A 20154-nucleotide genomic window follows, 5' to 3' on the forward strand; every position below is an offset into this window, starting at 1 on the left:
CCAGCGCGGTGCGACACCAAACGGGGCTACCGGCGGTCACCAAACGGAGTGACTGACCGCCGACGACCGCGCCGGAACGCTGCACGGTGACAGCGCAGAGACATGGGGGACATAAGACCCATATTGGCCCGGCTTGGTCCGGCATGATGCGCTATCGGTTGCCGAAGATGTCACGCAGCAGACCGTCCACCGCGCGCCCCAGTTCCTGCCCGACGTTGGGCCGCTGGCGACGCTGTGGCTGCGGTTGTGGCGGTGGTGCGATGGGCTGCGGTGCGATCATCGGCAGCGGTTTGGGTGTCAGACCGTCATGCACCCGCACCATGACCTCGCGCCAGATATCGGCGGGCAGACCGCCACCGGTCACGCCGGAGAGCGGCGTGTTGTCATCATAACCCATCCAGACGCCCGCGACATAATCGGCAGTGAAGCCCACAAACCAGGCATCACGGGCCGCCTGTGTCGTGCCGGTCTTGCCGGCCGCCTGCCAGCCGGGGATCTGCGCCCGCCGACCGCTGCCCTGCGACACCACCTGTTCCATCATCCAGATCAGTTCCCGCGCCGCCTTGGTCTGTATCACCCGCTCGCCCAGACCGCCGCTGGCGCCCATCAGAGGGGTGTTGTCGCCAATGATCGTCAGCTCCGTCACGCCATATGGGGTCACCGAGGAGCCACCATTGAGAATGCCCGCATAGGCTCCGGTCATATCAAGCAGCGTGCTTTCGGAGGCACCCAGCGCCAGCGCAGGGCCGGCGGCCAGTTCACTGTCCAGTCCGAAATCACCGGCCACGCGACGCACCAGATCGCGGCCCACCGCCTCGGACACTTTCACAGCCGGGACGTTCAGCGAATCCCGCAGGGCCTGCGCCAGGGTGACCTCGCCATAGAATTTCCGCGTATAGTTCTTTGGGCACCACTGGCCGGACCCCGGAACATCAAGGCAATATTGCGCGTCCAGCACTCGGTCGAGCGGCGAATACCCCAGCTCAAGCGCCGTGGCATAGACAAAGGGTTTGAAGGCCGAGCCGGTCTGACGCTTGGCCTGGGTCGCGCGGTTGAACACACCGGAGACACGGGATTTGCGCCCACCCACCATGGCCCGGACCGCGCCATCCGCGCTCATCACCACAATGGCGGCCTGCGCCTTGGAGCCTTCGCGGACCTTGGTGTCAAAGACATGGTTCAGCGCATCTTCGGCTGCGCGTTGCAGGCGCTGGTCGATGGTGGTGCGGATCACCACATCCTCGGTTGTCTCATTGCCAAAGAAATCCGGGATGGTGTCCATCACCCAATCGGCGAAATAGCCACCGGCGCGGGCGGCGGCGGCCTCGCTCAGGACCGCAGGGGTATTCTGCGCCGCGCGCATTTCAGCGGTGGTCAGATACCCCTGCTCCTGCATCAGGCGCAGCACGGTGGCGGCGCGATCCTGCGAGCGTTGCAGATTATTGGTCGGTGCCAGCGTTGAAGGGGCTGTCAGCAGACCCGCCAGCATCGCCGCCTCTGCGGCATCCACCTGATTGGCGGATTTGCCGAAATAGCGCTGCGCTGCGGCCTCGGCCCCATAGGCGCCACCGCCCAGATAGGCGCGGTTCATATAGATCGAGAGGATTTCATCCTTGGTGTATTTGGCCTCCATCGCCATCGCGAAGATGGCTTCCTTGGCCTTGCGCCACAGCGACCCCTGGCGGCAGTCGCGTTCATAGGCGCGCTCGCTCTCCCATTCGGTCGGATCATAGACCACGCCGAGGCACAGCAGCTTGGCGGTCTGCTGCGTGATGGTGGAGCCGCCATGGCCGGACAGCGGGCCGCGCCCTTCGCTCAGGTTGATGCGGACAGCGCTGGCAACGCCGCGCGGCGATACACCGAAGTGGCGGTAGAACCGTTTATCCTCGGTCGCGACGATGGCGTTCTTCAGGTAGGGCGAGACGGTTTCGCTGGTGACCACGCCGCCGAATTGATCCCCCCGCCAGGCAAAGACCTCGCCGTTGCGATCGGTGAGCGTGACAGAGCCGCGCGCGCGCCCGTCCAACAGTTCAGCAACCTCGGGCAGTTTCATGTAGTGGTAGCCCACCGCCAGCGCCACCAGCGCGGTCGAGATCATGCCGATCCGCCAGGCAAATCCCCAGGCCAGCCGGAAGGCCCAGCGAAACGGTGCCAGCAGCAGCGCGAGGATCTTGCCCAGCAGGGTCTTTGGTTTCTGCGGTTTGCGCGGGCCTCTTCCGCCGCCCCCGGTGCCACCCGTTTTGCGACCGCCGCCGAACAGGCCAAGCCAGCCCGATTTACGCGGCCTTGCGGTTGATTTCGGCCGTGGTTTGGCCTTGCGCGCGGGCGCTTTGCCCTGCGTGCCGCGCCCCGCTGTCGCGTAGCGCTTGTCTGCGACCAGAGGTCGGCGCCGCGGTCCTTGTGCCATCTTCCAGATCCTGCCCGGTTTGCCCGTTTTGCGGACCATACCGTGTCTGCGACGGTTTGTTGAGGGGCAGTTTCACGACATTTCCCCTCTGAAAGCCGGGTGTTTTTTAGGCGGACTGGCAAAAGATCGCCTATTTTTTAGCCGTCCCGCCGCAACCGCCCTCAAAACCCGGCCCGAAACGTTCCACCGACTCGGCTCTGCGGATTTGCTGCATCTGCAAACAGTTCAGGCGCTGTCACCACGCGCCGCCATCATCACAGGGGGTCGGGCATGAAAATGATCATAGCAACCATCAAGCCGTTCAAGCTGGAGGAGGTCCGCGAGGCGCTGACATCCATCGGCGTGTCCGGGCTGATGGTCACGGAAATCAAGGGGTTCGGCGCCCAGTCTGGCCATACGGAGATCTATCGTGGGGCGGAATATGAGGTGAATTTCGTGCCCAAGATGCGGCTGGATCTGGTGGTGCCCTCGGGGCTGGCCGATCAGGTCGTCGACACCATCACCCAGACCGCCCGCACCGGCAAGATCGGTGACGGCAAGATTTTTGTTCTCGACGTTGAGCAGGCGATCCGCGTGCGCACCGGCGAAACCAATCACGACGCGCTGTGAAAACGCGCAAAGGAAGGAAATCAGTTATGCGTAAATCAACCCTTTCCCTTGCAGCGGTGGCGACGCTGGCCCTGCCCGGCCTCGCCCTCGCCCAGGAGACCGCCGCTGCGGCCCCGGCGCCCGGAGCGGCAGCCACCGACACGGTGTTTATCCTCAACTCGCTGCTGTTTCTGGTCGGCGGCTTCCTCGTGTTCTGGATGGCGGCCGGTTTTGCCATGCTGGAAGCGGGTCTGGTGCGGTCGAAAAACGTCACCATGCAGCTGACAAAAAACGTTGCGCTGTTCTCTCTGGCGGCCATCTTCTATTACCTGATCGGCTATAACCTGATGTATCCGCTGGGCACCTGGTCGATTGAGGGCGTCCTCTCCGGTGTCTGGGGTCCGGGCGTTCTGGAGGCGGTGGGCATCACCGCCGAGCAGGCGGATGATTACTCCTATGCCTCCACCGGATCGGATTTCTTCTTCCAGCTGATGTTCTGTGCAACCACGGCCTCCATTGTCTCCGGCACCCTCGCCGAGCGCGTGAAACTCTGGCCCTTCCTCGCCTTTACCATCGTGCTGACCGCAGTGATCTACCCGCTGCAGGCCAGCTGGAAATGGGGCGGCGGCTTCCTGGACGAAATGGGGTTCCTCGACTTTGCAGGCTCCACCGTGGTGCATTCCGTTGGGGGCTGGGCGGCTCTGACCGGCGCGCTGATCCTTGGCCCGCGCATTGGCAAGTACAAGAACGGCAAGACCGTCCCGATGCCCGGATCCAACCTGGCGCTGGCCACCCTTGGGACGTTCATCCTGTGGCTGGGCTGGTTCGGCTTTAACGGTGGCTCGCAGCTGGCGATGGGCACTGTCGGGGATGTCGCGGACGTGAGCCGGATCTTTGCCAATACCAACGCAGCCGCAGCTGGCGGCGCCGTGGCCGCGCTGATCCTGACGCAGCTGCTGTTCAAGAAGCCCGATCTTACCATGATCCTGAACGGCGCGCTGGCGGGTCTGGTGTCGATCACCGCAGAACCGCTGACGCCCGGTCTGGGCATGGCGACGCTGATCGGGGCTGCTGGCGGCATCATCGTGGTCTTTGTGGTGCCACTGCTGGACAAGCTGAAAATCGACGATGTGGTCGGCGCCATCCCGGTTCACCTGGTGGCCGGTATCTGGGGCACCATCGCGGTTGTGCTGACCAACCCCGAAGCCAGCCTGATCACACAGCTGACCGGGATCGTGGTTGTCGCGCTCTTCGTCATTATCTCTTCCGCCGTGGTCTGGCTGATCCTGCGGGCGGTGACCGGTATCCGGGTTGGCGAAGAGGACGAAGTCAACGGTCTGGACATGGCGGAACTGGGTATGGAAGCCTATCCCGAATTTTCCCCCAGCTGATCCGAACCCGGCTTGAAACTGAACGCGGTTCCCGGTGCCTCCGGGGGCCGCGTTTTCATTTGGGTGCCCCCCGGGCGGCAGCCAAAAGTCTTTGAAGGCTTTTGCCCAGACGAATTGAGAAAGTCTGGTGAGCCGTCGCAAAAACGCCCCGCCGAAGCGGGGCGTGATCATCGGTTCTGACAGCCTGAATCAGACAGGCGGGATCAGCCAGGCAGGATCAGACGCCAGCGTCGACAATCGCCCGGGCGAGGATCGGCACCGTCTGGGTGTTCAGACCTGCGATATTCATGCGGCTGTCGCCGACCATATAGATGCCGCTGTCGGCGCGCATCTTCTCGACCATTTCAGGCGTGGTGCCGAGCAGTGAGAACATGCCGCGATGCTGGGCCAGGAAGGCAAAGCGGTCAGACCCGGTCAGGCGCTGCAGCTCATCCGCGAGCTGCTGGCGGAGTTTCAGCATGCCAAGGCGGGTCTCTTCCAGTTCCGCCGCCCAATCGGCGCGCAGCGCGTCGTCATTCAGAATCATGGTCACCAGACGCGCGCCATGATCCGGCGGGAAGGAATAGTTCTGCCGGTTCAGGAACGCCAGCGTGCCCTGGTTCAGCCCCTGTGCGCCTGCATCCTGCGATACTGCCATCAGCAGGCCGGTGCGTTCGCGGTAGATGCCGAAGTTCTTTGAACAGCTGGCCGCGATCAGACATTCCGGCGTGTTGGCCGCCACGTAGCGCACGCCCTGCGCGTCCTCTTCCAGACCATCGCCAAAGCCCTGATAGGCAATGTCGATCATCGGAATGAGACCGCGTTCGTTCAGCAGCGCCACCACTTCCTGCCACTGCACGATGTTGAGGTTGGCACCGGTCGGGTTGTGGCAGCAGCCATGCAGCAGCACCACGTCGCCTTTGTTGGCGGTTTTCAGATCTTCAATCATGCCATCGAAATCAACGCCGCAGGTCTCGCGGTCGAAATAGCGATAGGCGACGGTTTCGATGTGCAGATAGTTCAGGATCGAGATGTGGTTGGGCCAGGTCGGGTTCGACACGAACACCCGCGCGCCGGGGTTGGCCATCTTGATCAGCTCAAACGCCTGACGCACGGCACCGGTGCCACCGGGGGTGGCGGCTGCCGCGACATTGCCCCGCTCGACGCTATCCGCAAGGATCAGCTTGATCATCGCGTCGGAATAGGCCGGATCACCGGCCAGGCCGACGTAGGATTTGGAGGTCTGCTCTTCCCACAGTTTATGTTCTGCCGCCTTGATGGCGCGCATCACCGGGGTCACCCCTTCGGCGTTCTTGTAGACGCCGACGCCAAGGTCGATCTTGTCATCGCGCGGGTCGTCGCGATACGTCTGCATCAGCATCAGGATCTTGTCCGCCGGCTGGGGTTTCAGGGTTTCGAACATCAGGTCTCTCCGGTTGCAACGGGAAGGGTTGGGAAGGCGCCCCACTCAGTCCAGGAGCCGTCATAAAGCGAATGATCGGTCTTGCCGATCCGCTCCATGGCGAGGCTGAGGACTGCGGCGGTCACGCCTGACCCACAGGTGGTGATGGCAGGCTTGCTGAGATCGACACCAGCCCGTTCAAAGGCGGCACGCAGCGCGTCCGGCGCTTTCATCGTCTGATCAGCGTTCAGCAGTTCGGTATAGGGCAGGTTCTTGGAGCCGGGGATATGACCCGACCGCAGACCTTCGCGGGGTTCGGCAACCGTGCCCTGAAACCGCGCGGCCGCACGGGCGTCGATGATCTCGTGATCGCCAAGCTTGGCGGCGGAGGACACTTGCGTCACATCACGCAGCAGATGGTTCTGCACCCGCACGGTCATATGGCGGTCGCGGATGACCGGCGGCAGATCTTCGACCGGGTTGCCCTCGGCCTGCCATTTCGGCAGACCACCGTCCAGCACCGCAACATTGGTCTGCCCCATCAGGCGGAACAGCCACCACACCCGCGCCGCTGACCGCAGCCCAGTGCCGTCATAGACCACGACCTGATGGCCGTCACCGACCCCCATCGCGCGCAGGCGGGACATGAATTTCTCCACCGGGGGAACCATATGCGGCAGCTCGGAGCGATTGTCGGCGATATCGTCGATATCAAAGAAGCGCGCGCCGGGAATATGAGCTGCGTCATACTCCGCCTTGGCGTCTCGCCCTTCGTGCGGCATGTACCACGAGGCATCAAGGAGCCGCAGATCAGGGTCCTTCAGATGCGCAGCAAGCCAGTCTGTCGACACAAGCGTTTTAGGATCATCCAACGTTACCGCCTCCCCTCATATGTGCTGAGGCATCCGTACAACCGCGCGGACAGAGTCGCAAGGGAGGCCAGGCCTGCAGCGCAACAATCTGTCCCACCGGGCCGGATCGGAGGCGCTGCGCGGGCATCTGCACTCCCTGTCAGCGGACAACCCGCAGCCGAGGGCGCGCGGATTCGGTGGCAGGTTGTGACCGAGGGGCCGGATCCGCCTTGCCCGCCGGGAAGCGATGGGCAAAGGACAGCGCCGCGCGGATCACATGCGGGTCCATCCAGCCGCCGGTCAGATCGGCCACGGCGTCGCGGGCCGCTGGGGTGTTGTCGCGGCGCATGTGATGCAGCATCCGCAGACAGGCCGCTTCATCTGCGGTGACACTGGCTCGGGTCGAGAGGGTCAGCGCGTCATGCCCCTGATAAAGCTCGCCGCGCAGGTCATGTAGGCAGCGCACCACCTTGAACAGCGCATGCGCGACCCCCAGGCCGAAACTCTCACCCCAGCGCTCAGCCGCGCTGCAACAGGCGTGCTGCCAGGCCTGGCTCTGCGGCTCTCGCAGGCAGGTGGTGAAATGGCGCAGCTGTGGCAGCAGCGCGACCTCAAACGGATCAAGCCCCAGTTCCGCAAGCGCGGTTTCTGCGGGCATAGTTGGCATGTCAGCGGCGGGCGCAGGGGTCAGAGGTCGCGAATCAGAAAGGGCCTCAGGCATCGGCATCATCCTTGTCACAGGGAGGAAAACAGAAGATGCCGGGCCTGACCGAGGGATGTGTCTGCTGGGTTGGGCTTATCTGACTTATTTAGTCAGTTATTGCAATGGCCACGCGTTACCCGGTGCAACTGCCGGGCAGGATAGGGTGGCCGGGAAGCGACGGTCGTAGGTCCGGCGCAGGCCCGGCGGCAGATCCAGACGTGGCCCTGTCCCACCGCAGCTGCAATGCGTCGCACTCAACTGTGGTCTTTCAGCAGGCGTTGCTTCTGGCGCGACCAATCGCGTTTGGCCTCGGTCTCGCGCTTGTCGTGGTTCTTCTTGCCCTTGGCGATGCCGATCTTCACCTTAGCCAGACCGCGATGGTTGAAATACATCACCAGCGGCACCAGGGTCATCCCCTTGCGCTGGGTTGCATTCCAAAGGTTCGACAACTCCTTGCGCGACACCAGCAGCTTGCGGCGACGACGCTCCTCATGCTTGAACATCTTCGCCTGCTCGTAAGGCGCGATATAGGAGTTCACCAACCAGAGTTCGCCATCATCCACCGTCGCGTAGCTCTCGGCGATATTGGTACCGCCCGCGCGCAGGGATTTGACCTCGGATCCTTCCAGCAGGATCCCGCATTCCAGATCGTCCTCAATCGCATAGTCAAACCGCGCGCGGCGGTTCTCTGCGATCACTTTGTAATTCGGGTCTGATTTTTGCTTGGCCATGGGCGCAGATGTAAGCTGCCGGGGGGAGAGGTGCAAGATGGTGATGCAGCGGAGGATTGGCCCCCGCCCCACCGACCGGTTTCAGGTAGGCTGACGGCGACGGCTGCGCATCAGGGTAAAGCCGCCACTGATCACGATGACCGCGCTGCCCATCAGGGTCCAGAGGTCGGGGCGCTCGTGGAAGACCACCACCCCAAGCACCATGGCAAACACCAGCCGGGTGTAGCGGAAGGGAGCGATGACCGAAATCTCGCCGCTCCGCATGGCGCCGGTCAGGGCGTGATAGGCCACCACCCCCACCACGGTTGCAGCCACCAGACCGGCCCCGGTGGCGAGATCCGGCATCACCATCGGCGCGCCAAAGGGCTGCGCCAAGACCCCCGCGACGATCAGCATGGCAAATCCGACCAGCCCGAGATGCGCGTTCGACAGCCCGGCCGGAGCCGCGCGGGTGGCCAGATCGCGGCCTGCAAAGCCAAGCGTTCCCGCCACCGCAAAGAGCGAGGCCAGCTCAAACCCGCTGGCCCCCGGGCGCAGGATCATCAAGACGCCGACAAAACCCGCCGCAATCGCCAGCCAGCGGCGCAGGCCCACATGCTCGTTAAAGAAGACCACCGCGCCGGCAGCAACCACCAGCGGCGTCGCCTGCAGGATTGCGGAGGCCGAAGAAAGCGGCGTCAGCGCAATTGCCAGCGTGTAGCACAGCCGCCCTGCAACCTCGGCGACAGAGCGCAACACAAGCGCGCGCGTGCAGAACACCGGGGTCCACAGGCGGTGCCCCTGTGCACGCGCCATGATGGCAAAAATCACCATGCCCCCGGCCCCGAACAGGATCAGGATCTGCCCGACCGGCAGGCTTCGGGCCGCGGATTTGATGAACATATCCTCCAGCGCAAAGGCGGCCATAGCGAGCACCATCAGGAGACTGCCGCGCAGAGTGTCCATGGATCAGATCGCTTTCGTAATAAGGCCGGTGGAAAACTCTCCGGCAATAGGTCAATGGAAACAGGGGCAAGACGCGCGCACCCCGGAGCTTCTGGCGCCTCGTCATCAATGCCACCAGCATTAGGCATCCTCTGCCCCGGCGACAAGCCGCGCCGCTGCGGCCAATTGATCCGGCTGCTGCTAGCCGCGAGAGGCCACGCGGCGATAGTGGTGCATGTTCAAGAACGCAGCACCGCTGTCGCCACAGCGATAGCCATGTGGCTGATCCGCCGCAAAGCGCAGCCCCTGCCCGGTATCCAGCGCCACCCAATCGTCGCCCCGCAACACCTCCATCGCGCCCTCCAGCACGAAGACCTCTTCAGTCACGCCGCTGTCGTGGGGCTGGGACAGGTGGCATTGGCCGGGACGCAGGCTCACGTGAAAGGTCTCGGCCGCAAGCGCAGGATCAAAGGGAAACACCATCTTCACAGCGATCGAACCGGGAAACTGGACCGAGCGGAACACCCGCTCGCCGCTGGCGGCCAGATCCGGGGCTGCCGCCTCGCCGATCAGCGCGCTGAGCGGCAGATGAAACCCCTTGGCAATTTTCCACAGGGTGGCAATCGTCGGGCTTGATTCGCCGCGCTCGATCTGGCCCAGCATCGCCTTGCTGACGCCGGTGACCTCGGCAGCCCGTGACAGGCTTAGCCCTGCGCCCTGGCGAATGTCCCGCAAATTCAGAGTGATGCTATCTTCGCTCATGCCTGCTGCCCGTTTCTGGTCCGCCTGATGCGGATTGGTTCATGCCGCGCTTCAAAAACCTCTTGTGCGTTATAACGCACAAACGCTACTGTGCGCTATAACGCACAGACCTGCGATCTCTAGCGGATCCGCCAGCTCAGGAAAACCCGGATGCTCAGCCCCTTGAAACTGTCGCATAGTGTTGCCGGCGCTGTTGCCGTGCTGCTGGGCTACACCGGATCTGTCGTGATCATCGCTCAGGCCAGCGGCGCCCCCGGCGCCAATCTGGCGCAGGCCGACAGCTGGATTCTGGTCTTGGTTATGGGCATCGGTGTGGGCATGGGGCTCAACAGCCTCGGCCTGTCGCTGATGTCCCGGATGCCGATCCTGACCGCCCGGTTCGCCACTCCGCCCCGCCAAAGCCTGCGAAAACCGGCAGAAACCACCAGATAATTACCGAAGACCGCCCCGACATGTTGCCTTTGTTGCGCAAATCGTGTCCCTGAGGGGCAAAGACAAGGGAACCAGCCAGATGCCAATGTACCGATCCAGAACTTCCACCCATGGCCGCAATATGGCGGGCGCACGCGGATTGTGGCGCGCCACAGGGATGAAGGACGATGATTTCGGCAAGCCGATTATCGCCATCGTCAACTCCTTTACCCAGTTCGTACCCGGCCACGTCCACCTCAAGGATCTGGGCCAGATGGTCGCCCGCGAGGTCGAGGCGGCCGGCGGCGTCGCCAAGGAGTTCAACACCATCGCGGTGGATGACGGTATCGCCATGGGCCATGACGGGATGCTCTACTCGCTGCCATCGCGCGAGGTGATCGCGGATTCCGTCGAATATATGGTCAACGCCCATTGCGCCGACGCCATGGTCTGCATCTCCAACTGCGACAAGATCACTCCCGGCATGCTGATGGCAGCGATGCGGCTGAATATCCCGGCGATCTTCGTTTCCGGTGGACCGATGGAAGCGGGCAAGATCGACATTGCCGATCTCGACGCCAAGAAGATCGACCTCGTCGATGCGATGGTTGCGGCGGCCAACGAGAACCTCACCGATGAGCAGGTGCAGCATATCGAGGAAAACGCCTGCCCCACCTGCGGCTCCTGCTCCGGGATGTTCACCGCCAACTCGATGAACTGTCTGGCCGAGGCGCTGGGTCTGGCGCTGCCGGGCAATGGCTCGACACTGGCCACCCACGCCGACCGCAAACACCTGTTCCTTGAGGCGGGCCGCAAGATCGTCGACATCACCAAGCGCCACTACGTGGGCGAGGAGAAAGGCCTGCTGCCGCGCGAAATCGCCACCTTTGATGCGTTTGAAAACGCCATGAGCCTCGATATCGCCATGGGCGGGTCGACCAATACGGTGCTGCACCTCTTGGCCATCGCCAATGAAGGCAAGGTCGATTTCACCATGACCGATATGGACCGCCTGTCGCGCAAGGTGCCGTGCCTGTGCAAGGTCGCACCGAACACCGAAAACGTTCATATGGAAGACGTCCACCGCGCCGGTGGCATCTTCTCCATCCTGGGTGAACTCAGCCGCGCGGGACTGTTGCATGACCATTGCGCCACCGTCCACTCCAGCTCCATGGGCGAGGCAATCGCCAAATGGGACATCAAGGTTGCCAACAACCCCGAGGCCGAAGAGCTGTTCAAGGCCGCCCCCGGCGGCGTGCGCACCACCGAAGCGTTTTCGCAGTCCAACCGCTACAAGGAGCTGGACACCGACCGTGCAGGCGGGGTGATCCGCTCCAAGGAACATGCCTTCAGCCAGGACGGCGGTCTGGCGGTGCTGTTTGGCAATATCGCCCGCGACGGCTGCATCGTGAAAACCGCAGGGGTGGATGAAAACATCCTGAAATTCACCGGTTCGGCCTATGTCTGCGAAAGCCAGGATCAGGCGGTGAACGACATCCTGACCGGCAAGGTCAAGGAGGGAGACGTGGTGGTGATCCGCTATGAAGGCCCGCGCGGCGGTCCGGGGATGCAGGAAATGCTCTACCCGACCTCCTATCTGAAATCAAAAGGGCTGGGCAAAGCCTGCGCGCTTCTGACCGACGGCCGTTTTTCCGGCGGCACCTCCGGGCTGTCGATCGGCCATGTCTCGCCTGAGGCAGCTGAAGGCGGCACCATCGGCCTGGTGCACCAGGGCGACACCATCGAGATCGACATCCCCAACCGCACCATCCACCTGGCGGTCTCCGACGAGGAGCTGGCGACACGGCGCGCCACCCAGGACGCAGCAGGCTGGAAACCGGTGAAGCCGCGCAAGCGCAAGGTCTCCACCGCGCTCAAGGCCTATGCCCTGCTGGCCACCTCCGCCGCAAAAGGCGCCGTGCGCGCCCTGCCCGACGACGAATAATCAGCGCTGTCAGTGAGTCCGCTTTTGAAGACCCCGGCATCTTGGATGTCGGGGCTTTTTCTTTCATAGAGATCCAGCCCTACTCGACCCACCTCGGCACCGCAGGAGATCCGACATGACCATTTGGCGCGCGGCCCAGTCCATTCGCGTGAAAACCATTGGTCTGCCCTGGCGCGATGGCCGTTTCCTCGCGGCGGAGGTGCCCGATGACAGCGGCCGGACCAAAGGCGTCCGCCCCTTGGGTGGCACCGTTGAATTTGGTGAAACCTGGCAACAGGCGTTGCGACGGGAGTTTCAGGAGGAGCTCGCTGTGGAAATCACCATCATCGGCGCGCCGGTGGTGCTGGAAAACATCTATCGGCACGAAGGCCAGACCGGCCATGAAATCATCTTCGCCGCGCAGGTCACCTGGCCAGAGACCCCGCATCTGGCAGGCGATACGATTGAGTTCTACGAAGACAACGGCCTGAAATCTATTGCCAGATGGGTGCATCCTGATGCGCTGGAGACTGGCGGGATTGAGTTGTTTCCAACCGGATTGCTAGCCCAGCTGCAAGATCTGGGGTCCCCGATCCGCGTATAGGGCACAAAACCCCTCACCTTTCCCGAAATACTCCCGCCGGAGGCGCGCCGCGCCAGCGGCGCCACGCCCAACCGGGACAAGATCATGTCAATGATTGCAGCCCGGGCGGGAGCTGATGGTCGGGTGTGACCTACTCGCCCAGTTTGGCATGCACCTCATCGAGGTCGATCTCGCCGATGGGCATCTTGTTGGCGGGGTTTTCAAAATCGTATTTGAACACCTCGAAATCGCGCTTGTAGATCTCATAGACCAGATGCATCGACAGATCGTCAAAGTACTCCTCGACCGGATGCGCCCGCTTGGGACCGTGACCTTCGCTTTCGTTGAAGCGTGGGATCTGCGCCAGATCGACCTGATGCGGCGTCTCGATGGCGTCCAGTACATCCTGCATGCCCTCGTTGAAGGCTTCGGTCCAGATCACCTTGTCGTAGCGCCCGCCGTTGCAGATGAAGGTGGAAACATGGCCCGAGGTTGCGGACCAGTGGATATCGGGATCCATCGGGCGGCGAAACTTCACCGTGTCGCGGACAAACAGCAGGAAACGGCGAAAGCTCTTGATCTGGTCAAAGGGCTGCTTGCCATCGTCACCGCCCACTTCGATGCCGTAGTCATAGGTGAGCCGCGGCACCAGATTGCCCCGGTAGCGTTTGCCATTGCGCTGGATGCCGCAAATCTTGTCGAAGAAGGAACTCAGCACGCGCGTGTAAGGGTTGCGCACGCAGGTGAACGCATAGGATTTCTGCGACTGCACATTGCCGGTAATCAGCGGCTGGCTGTCCGGCAGAGCCCATTTATGCAGCCCGCTGGTGGCATCATGGATATCGCCATCGAAGAACCGGCCATGATCTGAGTAATACATGATCTGACCAATGGTCGAGCAGGCACATTTGGGCACCACGCGGTAGACCACGCTTTCGCTCTCTGTCATCCAAGTGCCCGGAAATCCCATTCTTGCTCTCCCAGTCCGATGCGCTGCAATAGGCGCCATCTGCCAGCCTAGTCGTTAAAAGCTAAATAATGCGGTTTATTCAGTGAGAATTCGTCAGTATCAAGGAAACAATCAATCAAAATAAGACCCCGGGGCGTCGTCATGGCAAAAATCGCATATGTTCTGCTGTGCCATAAGGACCCAGAGGCGATTATCCAGCAGGCAGAGCAACTGACTGCCGCCGGGGATTACATGGCGATCCACTTCGATGGCCGGTCTCCTGCACGTGATTTCCAGCAGATCCGAGCCGCGCTGAAGGACAACCCGAATGTCTGCTTTGCCCGCAAGCGGGTCAAATGCGGCTGGGGCGAATGGTCTCTGGTTCAGGCGACGCTCCACGCGCTTGAAAGCGCCGTCGCCACCTTCCCTCGGGCGACGCATTTCTACATGGTGTCCGGCGACTGCATGGCGATCAAGACGGCCGAATACGCGAGCCAGCTGCTGGACGCGCAGGATTGCGATTACATCGAGAGCTTCGATTTTTTTGAAAGCGACTGGATCAAGACCGGCATGAAGGAAGACCGGCTGATCTATCGCCATATCTTCAACGAACGCAGGAACAAACGCCTCTTTGATCTGAGCCACATGGTGCAGAAACGGCTGGGCCTGACGCGCGTCCTGCCCGAGGATATGCAGATCCAGATCGGCAGCCAGTGGTGGTGCCTGCGCCGCCGCACCGTGGAATGGATCCTGGCGTTCCTGAAGGACCGCCGCGATGTGCTGCGGTTCTTTCGCACCACCTGGATCCCGGATGAGACCTTCTTTCAGACCCTGGTGCGCCATCTGGTTCCCGCCAGGGAGATCGAGAGCCGCACGCTGACATTGCTGATGTTCTCTGACTACGGAATGCCGGTCCAGTTCTACAACGACCATTACGACATGCTGATGGGGCAGGATTTTCTCTTTGCCCGCAAGATCAGCCCCGAGGCACAGGAGCTGAAATCCCGGCTCGGCGCGCTTTATGCCGCACAGGGGGTTGAGTTTCAGATCTCCAACGAGGGTCGTAACCTCTATGAGTTTCTGACCAAACGCGGACGCAACGGGCTGCGCTTTGCCCCCCGTTTCTGGGAAACCGAAAGCACGCTCGGGCGCAACCGCGAATTGCTGATCATCACCTGCAAGAAATGGCATGTGGCCAAACGCCTGATCGAGCGGCTGCGTGAGGTCAGCAACATCCCGGCGCTCGCCTATCTGTTTGACGAAGAAGGCACCGAGATGCCCGACCTCGGCGGTATCGAGGCGACGTTATGGAAACGCACCCGCCACCGCCGCGCGCTGGTTCGGATGCTGTTTGACTATTATGAGACCGACCGGCTGGTGATCTGCCTTGACCCTTCGGCATTGGAGCTGATGCAGGATTTCTGCGCGGACCGGGCGGTGACACGTCTGCTACAGATCGAATGCAACCTGAGCGACGATTATCTCACCGGTCATGCCGAACGCATTGGTCTGGCCGGTCAACAAACCTCAGCCGCCGCACTGGAGCGGCTGCTGCCGACGATCCGCAACGATATCCAGCATGAATCCGACCGCATCCGCGATGTGGGATTTGATCACCTCAGCCTGATCCGCGAAAGCGACAGTGACGAGCAGATCGCCGAACAGATGATGCCGTTTCTGGCGCTGGACCATGACGCCGCATTGAGCCTTGCCCGGACCGAGCACCTGTTCTCTGACTAGGGGGCCATCTGGGGCTGCGCAGTCGGCAGCCCCGCTTGTCCTGCGCTATTTCTGCTTCCAGCTGTCCAGCCAGCGGCGCAACCGGCCACGGCGTTCCGACAGCGCATCGCCGGCAGCATAAAGGCTGTCTTCGACATTCTCGACCATCGGGTCGATGCGCGCCCGGCGGAAACGGCGCCAGCGCACATATATCGCCCAGACCACCGCTGCCAGCAGCGTGAGGAAGATGATGTTGAACCAGTTCACCTGGGTATGATCCGGGCCGTCAACCGGTTTGACCGCAACCGCGTTGGGAAAGATCGACAGGAATTCATTGCGCCAGCCATAGTGGCGGACCAGCACCCACTGCGGGTCTGATTTGGTGGACGCGAGATCGGTCAGCTCGGCCTGAAGATTGGAGCTGTCCAGCTTGAAATACGGCGGCCAGCCCCAGCCGGTGTCCTCGTTGCGATAGACGATGGGGCGACCATTGGGAAAGAAAGCCTCGACAAAGCGCACGTCGCGGTTGACGCTGGTCGCGCTTTCCTGCGCGGTATCCTGCTGTGCCCAGAAGATCGAGTTTTCACCAAAATCGACCCGGCGCACCTCGGTCTTGACCACGCGCACCACGTCGTTCTGCGGCAGCGTGTAATGCAGAAAGGCCCCCGCCAGCAGCCAGAAGGTGAGAATGAACACCCATTTTACGTAACGCATCAGCGACCTCACATGAAATTCATGACATAAACCAGAAGCGCAATGGCCCCCAGCGGCACGATATAGACCAGCAGGATCAGCCTGCGCCGCAGCGAGCGGTCATATTGGTGCAGCCCGCGCTGGATGAAGGCGGAACGGTCTCCGGTCAACCCCTTCTCGGTCCAGCGGCGTTTCAGCTTGGCCCGACGTACCTCGCGCGAGTAGAGCGACACCAGGGCATAGATCACCGTCAGCACCACAAGAAGGATCGCCATCAGGCGAATGAAGGCAAACATCAGCGCCGCCCCCGCGTATTGCCCCGGCGACCTACCGCCCCCCAGGGGCCGACCCGCTCGACCAGACGATCCGGGGAAGGCGCCTGCTCGCCCCCCCGACGGCGGGCTTCAATCGCAGGGCTGCGACCGCTCATATCCGGCTCATGACCAAAGAGAGCAGCCCGCGCGCCGGCCTTGTCCACGGCATATTCCCGCGCAAGGAAGGTCACGACGTGATCCTTCTTGTTCTCTGGCCAGCCGCGATACTGCTGATAGAACGCCTCCTTGTGGCAGATGAACAGCTGGCGGAAATCCAGCGGGGTCAGCTCTGCCAGCAGCATGTTGACCAGATCGCGATCCGGCGTATTGGTTGCCCGCAGGCAATAGAAATAGGCGGGATGGTCCGATTTGATCTGGGGCCATGCACCGCCGCTATCTGCCCAGCGGACCATGGCCGCCATGCCCTCGAACTCCGCAGGCAGATCACTGGCGTGACGCGCTGCCAGCCGCCGCAGATCGCTGCGCGACAGGCCGGAGAGGTCCATGCCCTTATCCGCCAGAACACTGATCGCCAGAAATCCCATCTTCTGGCGCAGGATGGCCGCGCCATCGACACCGCGTGCGCGGATGATCGGCTCCACCAGCCCGTTCAACTCCAGAAACTTGGCAATGGCGTTCTTCTGGCCAAGGTCGAACACATGGTCCAGCGGCACGCCCTCGGGCTTGGCGCCGCTGGCGATCACCGCCGGGTGCTCCACCTTCTGAAACACGTAAAGCCCGCCGAAATGCGCGGTCCAGAAATTCTGCTGCTCAAACACCTCATGCTTCAACCGCACCGGGTTGCGGGTGACATCGCCGGTTTTTTCCGCCGTCTCGATCATCTCGGCGATCAGCGCGTCATCGAACCAGCCGTCTTCCTCACTCTTGAACCGCTCCACCAGTTCGGCCAGCTGGTCGGCCTGCCGCAGCGTGCCCCTTGTGGTGTCCGCCTCGACCCTGACCTGCCGAATGTCAAAGAGCTGCGCAGGCGTTGCCACCTCAAACACCGAATTGACCAACTCACCCGCCACTGCATCGGTCGCCGTCAGCGCAAAAAGCTGGTTTTCATTGGCCGCAATGAACCGGCGCAGAATGTCCCGGCTGGTGGAGAATTTCACATTCAGGAGCGGGCAGCGCTTCTGTTCGGTGCTGAGCAGGATGAACTGCCGGTTGACGCCCGCGTGGTTCAGATAGTGATCATCGCCCAGCTCATCGCCCACCTCCGGCGAGTAGCCAGAGATATCGACGTGGAAATCCGTCAGAGCCGTGGTCTTGCCGGTCAGATGCGTCAGCGCGCGGTTATAGCGCTCCACCAGCGCGGGCGAGGCCACATGGAAGAGATTGCCGAACATCAGGCCATGCTGGATGAGGCGTTTCATGCTGTCCTCCTGTGTGCATAGCACAAGCGATGCGCCCGACCCGAGGGTGGGTGCGGAACGCGCCCGCCCTGGGGGGCGGGTCGGGCGCGTCGCGGCTTCGCCGCGAGAGCAACCGATGAACTCAACGCTTCCACCGTTTTTCTTTAGCCTCTTCGCTATTATCGCCTCCATGCACGGTGCAAAGCCCAGCTTCTTCGTTTAACCAATCGAGAAAACTTCTTTGAATTCCACCGCTAACGATATTTCGACAACGTCGCCCATTCTTTAGAATAAATCCACATTTTGGCGTCCCTTCAGAGTGAACCCAATTGAGGTAATCTTCTTTGGTAGCACCATGCTTCATGGCGAACCAAAGTTCATTGTCGGACACGAAATCTGGTAAATCAGCAGGCTCTAAGTAAACAGTCTGTTGCCCGCCGGGCGCCGTGACTCCACTTACAAACTTAACTCCCGCCGCAGCCAAAATTTCGACAGTCTTCTTATCCAGTCCAGTCACCCCTTCCCCTCCAGATACCGCCGCTTGGCCTCTTCCTGCCGCCCGAAGTCGCGCACCATGTTTTCTATCGCCACCTCATCCGACTTGTCGGCATAGCGGAACTCGCTGTCGGCGTAGCGGTTGATCTCCTGCACCACCATGTCAACCGTGATGGGCACCCGCAGTTCCGCAATCATCGCGGATTTGGTCTCGTAATCCTTGAACAGGAACAGCTCCGGGTTCTCCATCCATTCATCCGGCAGCTCGAAATCCATCGCCCGCACCTTGACCGCATCGGTGATGTTCTTGATCGCGCGGCCGGTAAAGCGCTCATCCGCCTGCTGAATCGCCTTAAGGTACGTGCCCAGCTTGGCCAGATCATCCAGCGCGCCGATCTGATCCTGCACCCGGCCAAAGACCTCCATCAGCCCCGGCTCCTGCGGGCGGTTGTGCGCCTCGAACGACCGTGCAACGGCCTGTTTAATCTCCTGCGCACCGTAAAGGTCATGGTCGCCCAGCGGGATCGCATGGTTCTTGCCCATCAAGAGCGTCAGGATGTCGATGTAATCCTCCCGCGTCTGCGGCCCGTCCACTAGGAACCGCGCGCCGGCCCGCTGCCGCAGGGCGTCGTCCACATTTTCCGGGTAGTTGGAGAACATGCCAAAGGTGCAGTTGCCGCGCACCACGGTATTGGCGCCGGCAAAGGCCTCCATGAACACCGCCGTCACCTCCTGCTGGCCCGCGCTGGACTGCCGGTCGCCGCGTTTCCCTGCGATCTGGTCGATGTCGTCGATGGTGCCAAAGCCGATGACATGCGGGTCAATCACATTCTGGATGAAAGACTTGGCGTTCTGCCCCGACTTGCCCTGATAGCTGTCGATATTGTCGATGCCGAAATTCTGGTAGCGGAAGGCATAGCCCGCATTCTGGCAATAATCATGGATGAGGCCGGCCATCATCTGAATGAGCGTGGTCTTGCCCGTCCCGGGCTTGCCATCCCCCATGAAGGTGAAGATGAAGCCACCCATTTCGGCAAACGGGTTCAGGCGGCGGTCGAAATCATAGGCCATCAGCATTTTGGACAGGCGCAGTGCCTGGTATTTGGCGATATGGTTGCCCACCACCTCATGCGGTTTCTTGAACGCCATGGTGAGCGTTGTGGACTTTGCCTTCGCCGCCGGTTCAAAACCGCTGATGGTCAGATCATCTGCCTCCACCCGCCAGTCCGCAGCGGTGAACGCTTCCAGCCGCGGCGCGTTCTGGGCGCGCAAGGCCGCCTTTTCCATCAGCTGCTCGGCATAGGCGGCCGTGGCCGCGATCAGATGCGCATCATCGGGGGCATGCAGCGCCAGTTTCTGGTCCAGCTCCCACAGCGCCCCGTGCAGGGCCAGCGGCGCGTTGTCCGTCAGCAGCTCCTCCGCCTCGCCCACCTCGGCCTGCGCCTCGCTCCCATGCGGTGCCAGCAGATAGGCGGCGGCATTGGCAAACACATGCGCTGCAATCAGCGCCTCGGCGGCCAGCAATTCGGTGAACTCCCCCTTGCGCGCCGCATCCAGCGAGCCGGCCAGATTGGCCCGTTTCAGATCACCCAGACCCGAGACATCCGCATAAGCCTCTCCCATCGCCAGGGAAACCGCCAGCGCCCGGCGCAAGGCGTGCTGCAGGGTCGCCTGCAGCGGCGAGGTCAGCGGATCATCGTCATCCGCCGCCTCGATGCGGGCAATCAGATGCACACCCTCAGGGCGCGCGGTGGAGCGTGTGACCAGCCCTGGCGTGGTCGAGCGGAATCGCCGCCGCGTGCCGATCCCTGCAGATCGCTCTGGCGCCTTGCCCTCGACCGCAGGCTTGGCAATGCGCGGGGTGTGGTCAAACCCCTCCAGCATCGCCGCCGCCGCCGCGTAGTGCTTGCGGATATCCTCTTCCCGCAGTTCCATCTGATTGCCTGAAATGCTCATCTCACCCTCTCAAT

Annotated in this window: 19 protein-coding genes; 6 read left to right on the forward strand and 13 right to left on the reverse strand. The window is 62.1% G+C overall.

Features of this window, described 5'->3' with window-relative positions; all coding sequences use genetic code 11:
- Nucleotides 1-151 precede the first annotated feature (151 nt).
- Nucleotides 152-2407: a transglycosylase domain-containing protein gene (locus VWZ87_RS15590; protein WP_416535283.1), complete on the reverse strand. Its 2256-nt coding sequence runs from the start codon at nucleotides 2405-2407 to the stop codon at nucleotides 152-154.
- 270 nt (nucleotides 2408-2677) lie between these two features.
- Between VWZ87_RS15590 and VWZ87_RS15595 the strand changes: the two genes are divergently transcribed.
- Nucleotides 2678-3016 (forward strand): P-II family nitrogen regulator, encoded by a 339-nt coding sequence (locus tag VWZ87_RS15595; RefSeq protein ID WP_024095995.1) that lies wholly within the window; start codon nucleotides 2678-2680, stop codon nucleotides 3014-3016.
- A 26-nt stretch (nucleotides 3017-3042) separates the two neighbouring features.
- Complete coding sequence (locus VWZ87_RS15600) at nucleotides 3043-4386, forward strand: ammonium transporter (RefSeq protein WP_340546780.1); 1344 nt, start codon at nucleotides 3043-3045, stop codon at nucleotides 4384-4386.
- Between the two features lie 217 nt (nucleotides 4387-4603).
- Here the strand turns inward: VWZ87_RS15600 and VWZ87_RS15605 are convergent, their stop codons facing one another.
- The 6 genes from VWZ87_RS15605 to VWZ87_RS15630 form a co-directional block, all read right to left on the reverse strand.
- Nucleotides 4604-5788: an amino acid aminotransferase gene (locus VWZ87_RS15605; protein ID WP_340546779.1), complete on the reverse strand. Its 1185-nt coding sequence runs from the start codon at nucleotides 5786-5788 to the stop codon at nucleotides 4604-4606.
- Nucleotides 5788-6639, reverse strand: coding sequence for a 3-mercaptopyruvate sulfurtransferase (gene sseA / locus VWZ87_RS15610; RefSeq protein WP_340546778.1), 852 nt, complete (start codon nucleotides 6637-6639; stop codon nucleotides 5788-5790). The genes VWZ87_RS15605 and sseA overlap by 1 nt, the downstream gene beginning before the upstream one ends.
- A gap of 139 nt (nucleotides 6640-6778) precedes the next feature.
- Nucleotides 6779-7339, reverse strand: coding sequence for a hypothetical protein (locus VWZ87_RS15615; protein WP_416535284.1), 561 nt, complete (start codon nucleotides 7337-7339; stop codon nucleotides 6779-6781).
- Nucleotides 7340-7575: 236 nt separating this feature from the next.
- Nucleotides 7576-8052, reverse strand: a complete 477-nt coding sequence (smpB, locus tag VWZ87_RS15620) for an SsrA-binding protein SmpB (RefSeq protein WP_340546776.1) — start codon at nucleotides 8050-8052, stop codon at nucleotides 7576-7578.
- A gap of 81 nt (nucleotides 8053-8133) precedes the next feature.
- Complete coding sequence (locus VWZ87_RS15625; protein WP_340546775.1) at nucleotides 8134-8997, reverse strand: DMT family transporter; 864 nt, start codon at nucleotides 8995-8997, stop codon at nucleotides 8134-8136.
- Nucleotides 8998-9177: 180 nt separating this feature from the next.
- Complete coding sequence (locus VWZ87_RS15630; RefSeq protein WP_416535285.1) at nucleotides 9178-9738, reverse strand: helix-turn-helix domain-containing protein; 561 nt, start codon at nucleotides 9736-9738, stop codon at nucleotides 9178-9180.
- Between the two features lie 150 nt (nucleotides 9739-9888).
- Between VWZ87_RS15630 and VWZ87_RS15635 the strand changes: the two genes are divergently transcribed.
- From VWZ87_RS15635 to VWZ87_RS15645, 3 genes are all read left to right on the forward strand, one after another.
- The gene (locus VWZ87_RS15635) at nucleotides 9889-10170 is read left to right on the forward strand and encodes a benzoate/H(+) symporter BenE family transporter (RefSeq protein WP_416535286.1); all 282 of its coding nucleotides are present in this window, start codon (nucleotides 9889-9891) and stop codon (nucleotides 10168-10170) included.
- Nucleotides 10171-10249: 79 nt separating this feature from the next.
- Nucleotides 10250-12094 (forward strand): dihydroxy-acid dehydratase, encoded by a 1845-nt coding sequence (gene ilvD, locus VWZ87_RS15640; protein ID WP_416535287.1) that lies wholly within the window; start codon nucleotides 10250-10252, stop codon nucleotides 12092-12094.
- A gap of 115 nt (nucleotides 12095-12209) precedes the next feature.
- Nucleotides 12210-12677, forward strand: a complete 468-nt coding sequence (locus tag VWZ87_RS15645) for an NUDIX hydrolase (protein ID WP_416535288.1) — start codon at nucleotides 12210-12212, stop codon at nucleotides 12675-12677.
- 130 nt (nucleotides 12678-12807) lie between these two features.
- On the opposite strand, the gene VWZ87_RS15650 is transcribed toward VWZ87_RS15645, so the two are convergent.
- A complete protein-coding gene (locus VWZ87_RS15650; RefSeq protein WP_416535289.1) occupies nucleotides 12808-13626 on the reverse strand; it encodes a sulfotransferase family protein in 819 nt (272 codons plus the stop codon).
- Nucleotides 13627-13767: 141 nt separating this feature from the next.
- On the opposite strand from VWZ87_RS15650, the gene VWZ87_RS15655 reads away from it, so the two are divergent.
- Nucleotides 13768-15345, forward strand: a complete 1578-nt coding sequence (locus VWZ87_RS15655) for a DUF5928 domain-containing protein (RefSeq protein ID WP_416535290.1) — start codon at nucleotides 13768-13770, stop codon at nucleotides 15343-15345.
- A 45-nt stretch (nucleotides 15346-15390) separates the two neighbouring features.
- On the opposite strand, the gene VWZ87_RS15660 is transcribed toward VWZ87_RS15655, so the two are convergent.
- From VWZ87_RS15660 to VWZ87_RS15680, 5 genes are all read right to left on the reverse strand, one after another.
- Nucleotides 15391-16038, reverse strand: coding sequence for a DUF1523 family protein (locus VWZ87_RS15660; protein WP_340546769.1), 648 nt, complete (start codon nucleotides 16036-16038; stop codon nucleotides 15391-15393).
- Between the two features lie 8 nt (nucleotides 16039-16046).
- Entirely contained in the window at nucleotides 16047-16313 is a 267-nt protein-coding gene (locus VWZ87_RS15665; protein WP_416535291.1) for a hypothetical protein, read from the reverse strand.
- Nucleotides 16313-17710, reverse strand: a complete 1398-nt coding sequence (locus tag VWZ87_RS15670) for a DUF6638 family protein (protein WP_416535292.1) — start codon at nucleotides 17708-17710, stop codon at nucleotides 16313-16315. The genes VWZ87_RS15665 and VWZ87_RS15670 overlap by 1 nt, the downstream gene beginning before the upstream one ends.
- A 121-nt stretch (nucleotides 17711-17831) precedes the next feature.
- Nucleotides 17832-18206: a hypothetical protein gene (locus VWZ87_RS15675; protein ID WP_416535293.1), complete on the reverse strand. Its 375-nt coding sequence runs from the start codon at nucleotides 18204-18206 to the stop codon at nucleotides 17832-17834.
- The gene (locus VWZ87_RS15680; RefSeq protein WP_416535294.1) at nucleotides 18203-20140 is read right to left on the reverse strand and encodes an ATP-binding protein; all 1938 of its coding nucleotides are present in this window, start codon (nucleotides 20138-20140) and stop codon (nucleotides 18203-18205) included. Before VWZ87_RS15680 ends, VWZ87_RS15675 begins: the two co-directional genes overlap by 4 nt.
- Between the last annotated feature and the right edge of the window lie 14 nt (nucleotides 20141-20154).

The sequence above is a fragment of the Phaeobacter sp. JH20_37 genome (assembly GCF_048056015.1).
Classification (GTDB): Bacteria; Pseudomonadota; Alphaproteobacteria; order Rhodobacterales; family Rhodobacteraceae; genus Phaeobacter; species Phaeobacter bryozoorum.

Coding starts and splice junctions, on each gene's coding strand:
- VWZ87_RS15590 (WP_416535283.1), bottom strand. CDS start 2,407: ATGGCACAAGGACCGCGGCGCCGACCTCTGGTCGCAGACAAGCGCTAC.
- VWZ87_RS15595 (WP_024095995.1), top strand. CDS start 2,678: ATGAAAATGATCATAGCAACCATCAAGCCGTTCAAGCTGGAGGAGGTC.
- VWZ87_RS15600 (WP_340546780.1), top strand. CDS start 3,043: ATGCGTAAATCAACCCTTTCCCTTGCAGCGGTGGCGACGCTGGCCCTG.
- VWZ87_RS15605 (WP_340546779.1), bottom strand. CDS start 5,788: ATGTTCGAAACCCTGAAACCCCAGCCGGCGGACAAGATCCTGATGCTG.
- VWZ87_RS15615 (WP_416535284.1), bottom strand. CDS start 7,339: ATGCCTGAGGCCCTTTCTGATTCGCGACCTCTGACCCCTGCGCCCGCC.
- smpB (WP_340546776.1), bottom strand. CDS start 8,052: ATGGCCAAGCAAAAATCAGACCCGAATTACAAAGTGATCGCAGAGAAC.
- VWZ87_RS15625 (WP_340546775.1), bottom strand. CDS start 8,997: ATGGACACTCTGCGCGGCAGTCTCCTGATGGTGCTCGCTATGGCCGCC.
- VWZ87_RS15630 (WP_416535285.1), bottom strand. CDS start 9,738: ATGAGCGAAGATAGCATCACTCTGAATTTGCGGGACATTCGCCAGGGC.
- VWZ87_RS15635 (WP_416535286.1), top strand. CDS start 9,889: ATGCTCAGCCCCTTGAAACTGTCGCATAGTGTTGCCGGCGCTGTTGCC.
- ilvD (WP_416535287.1), top strand. CDS start 10,250: ATGCCAATGTACCGATCCAGAACTTCCACCCATGGCCGCAATATGGCG.
- VWZ87_RS15645 (WP_416535288.1), top strand. CDS start 12,210: ATGACCATTTGGCGCGCGGCCCAGTCCATTCGCGTGAAAACCATTGGT.
- VWZ87_RS15650 (WP_416535289.1), bottom strand. CDS start 13,626: ATGGGATTTCCGGGCACTTGGATGACAGAGAGCGAAAGCGTGGTCTAC.
- VWZ87_RS15655 (WP_416535290.1), top strand. CDS start 13,768: ATGGCAAAAATCGCATATGTTCTGCTGTGCCATAAGGACCCAGAGGCG.
- VWZ87_RS15660 (WP_340546769.1), bottom strand. CDS start 16,038: ATGCGTTACGTAAAATGGGTGTTCATTCTCACCTTCTGGCTGCTGGCG.
- VWZ87_RS15665 (WP_416535291.1), bottom strand. CDS start 16,313: ATGTTTGCCTTCATTCGCCTGATGGCGATCCTTCTTGTGGTGCTGACG.
- VWZ87_RS15670 (WP_416535292.1), bottom strand. CDS start 17,710: ATGAAACGCCTCATCCAGCATGGCCTGATGTTCGGCAATCTCTTCCAT.
- VWZ87_RS15680 (WP_416535294.1), bottom strand. CDS start 20,140: ATGAGCATTTCAGGCAATCAGATGGAACTGCGGGAAGAGGATATCCGC.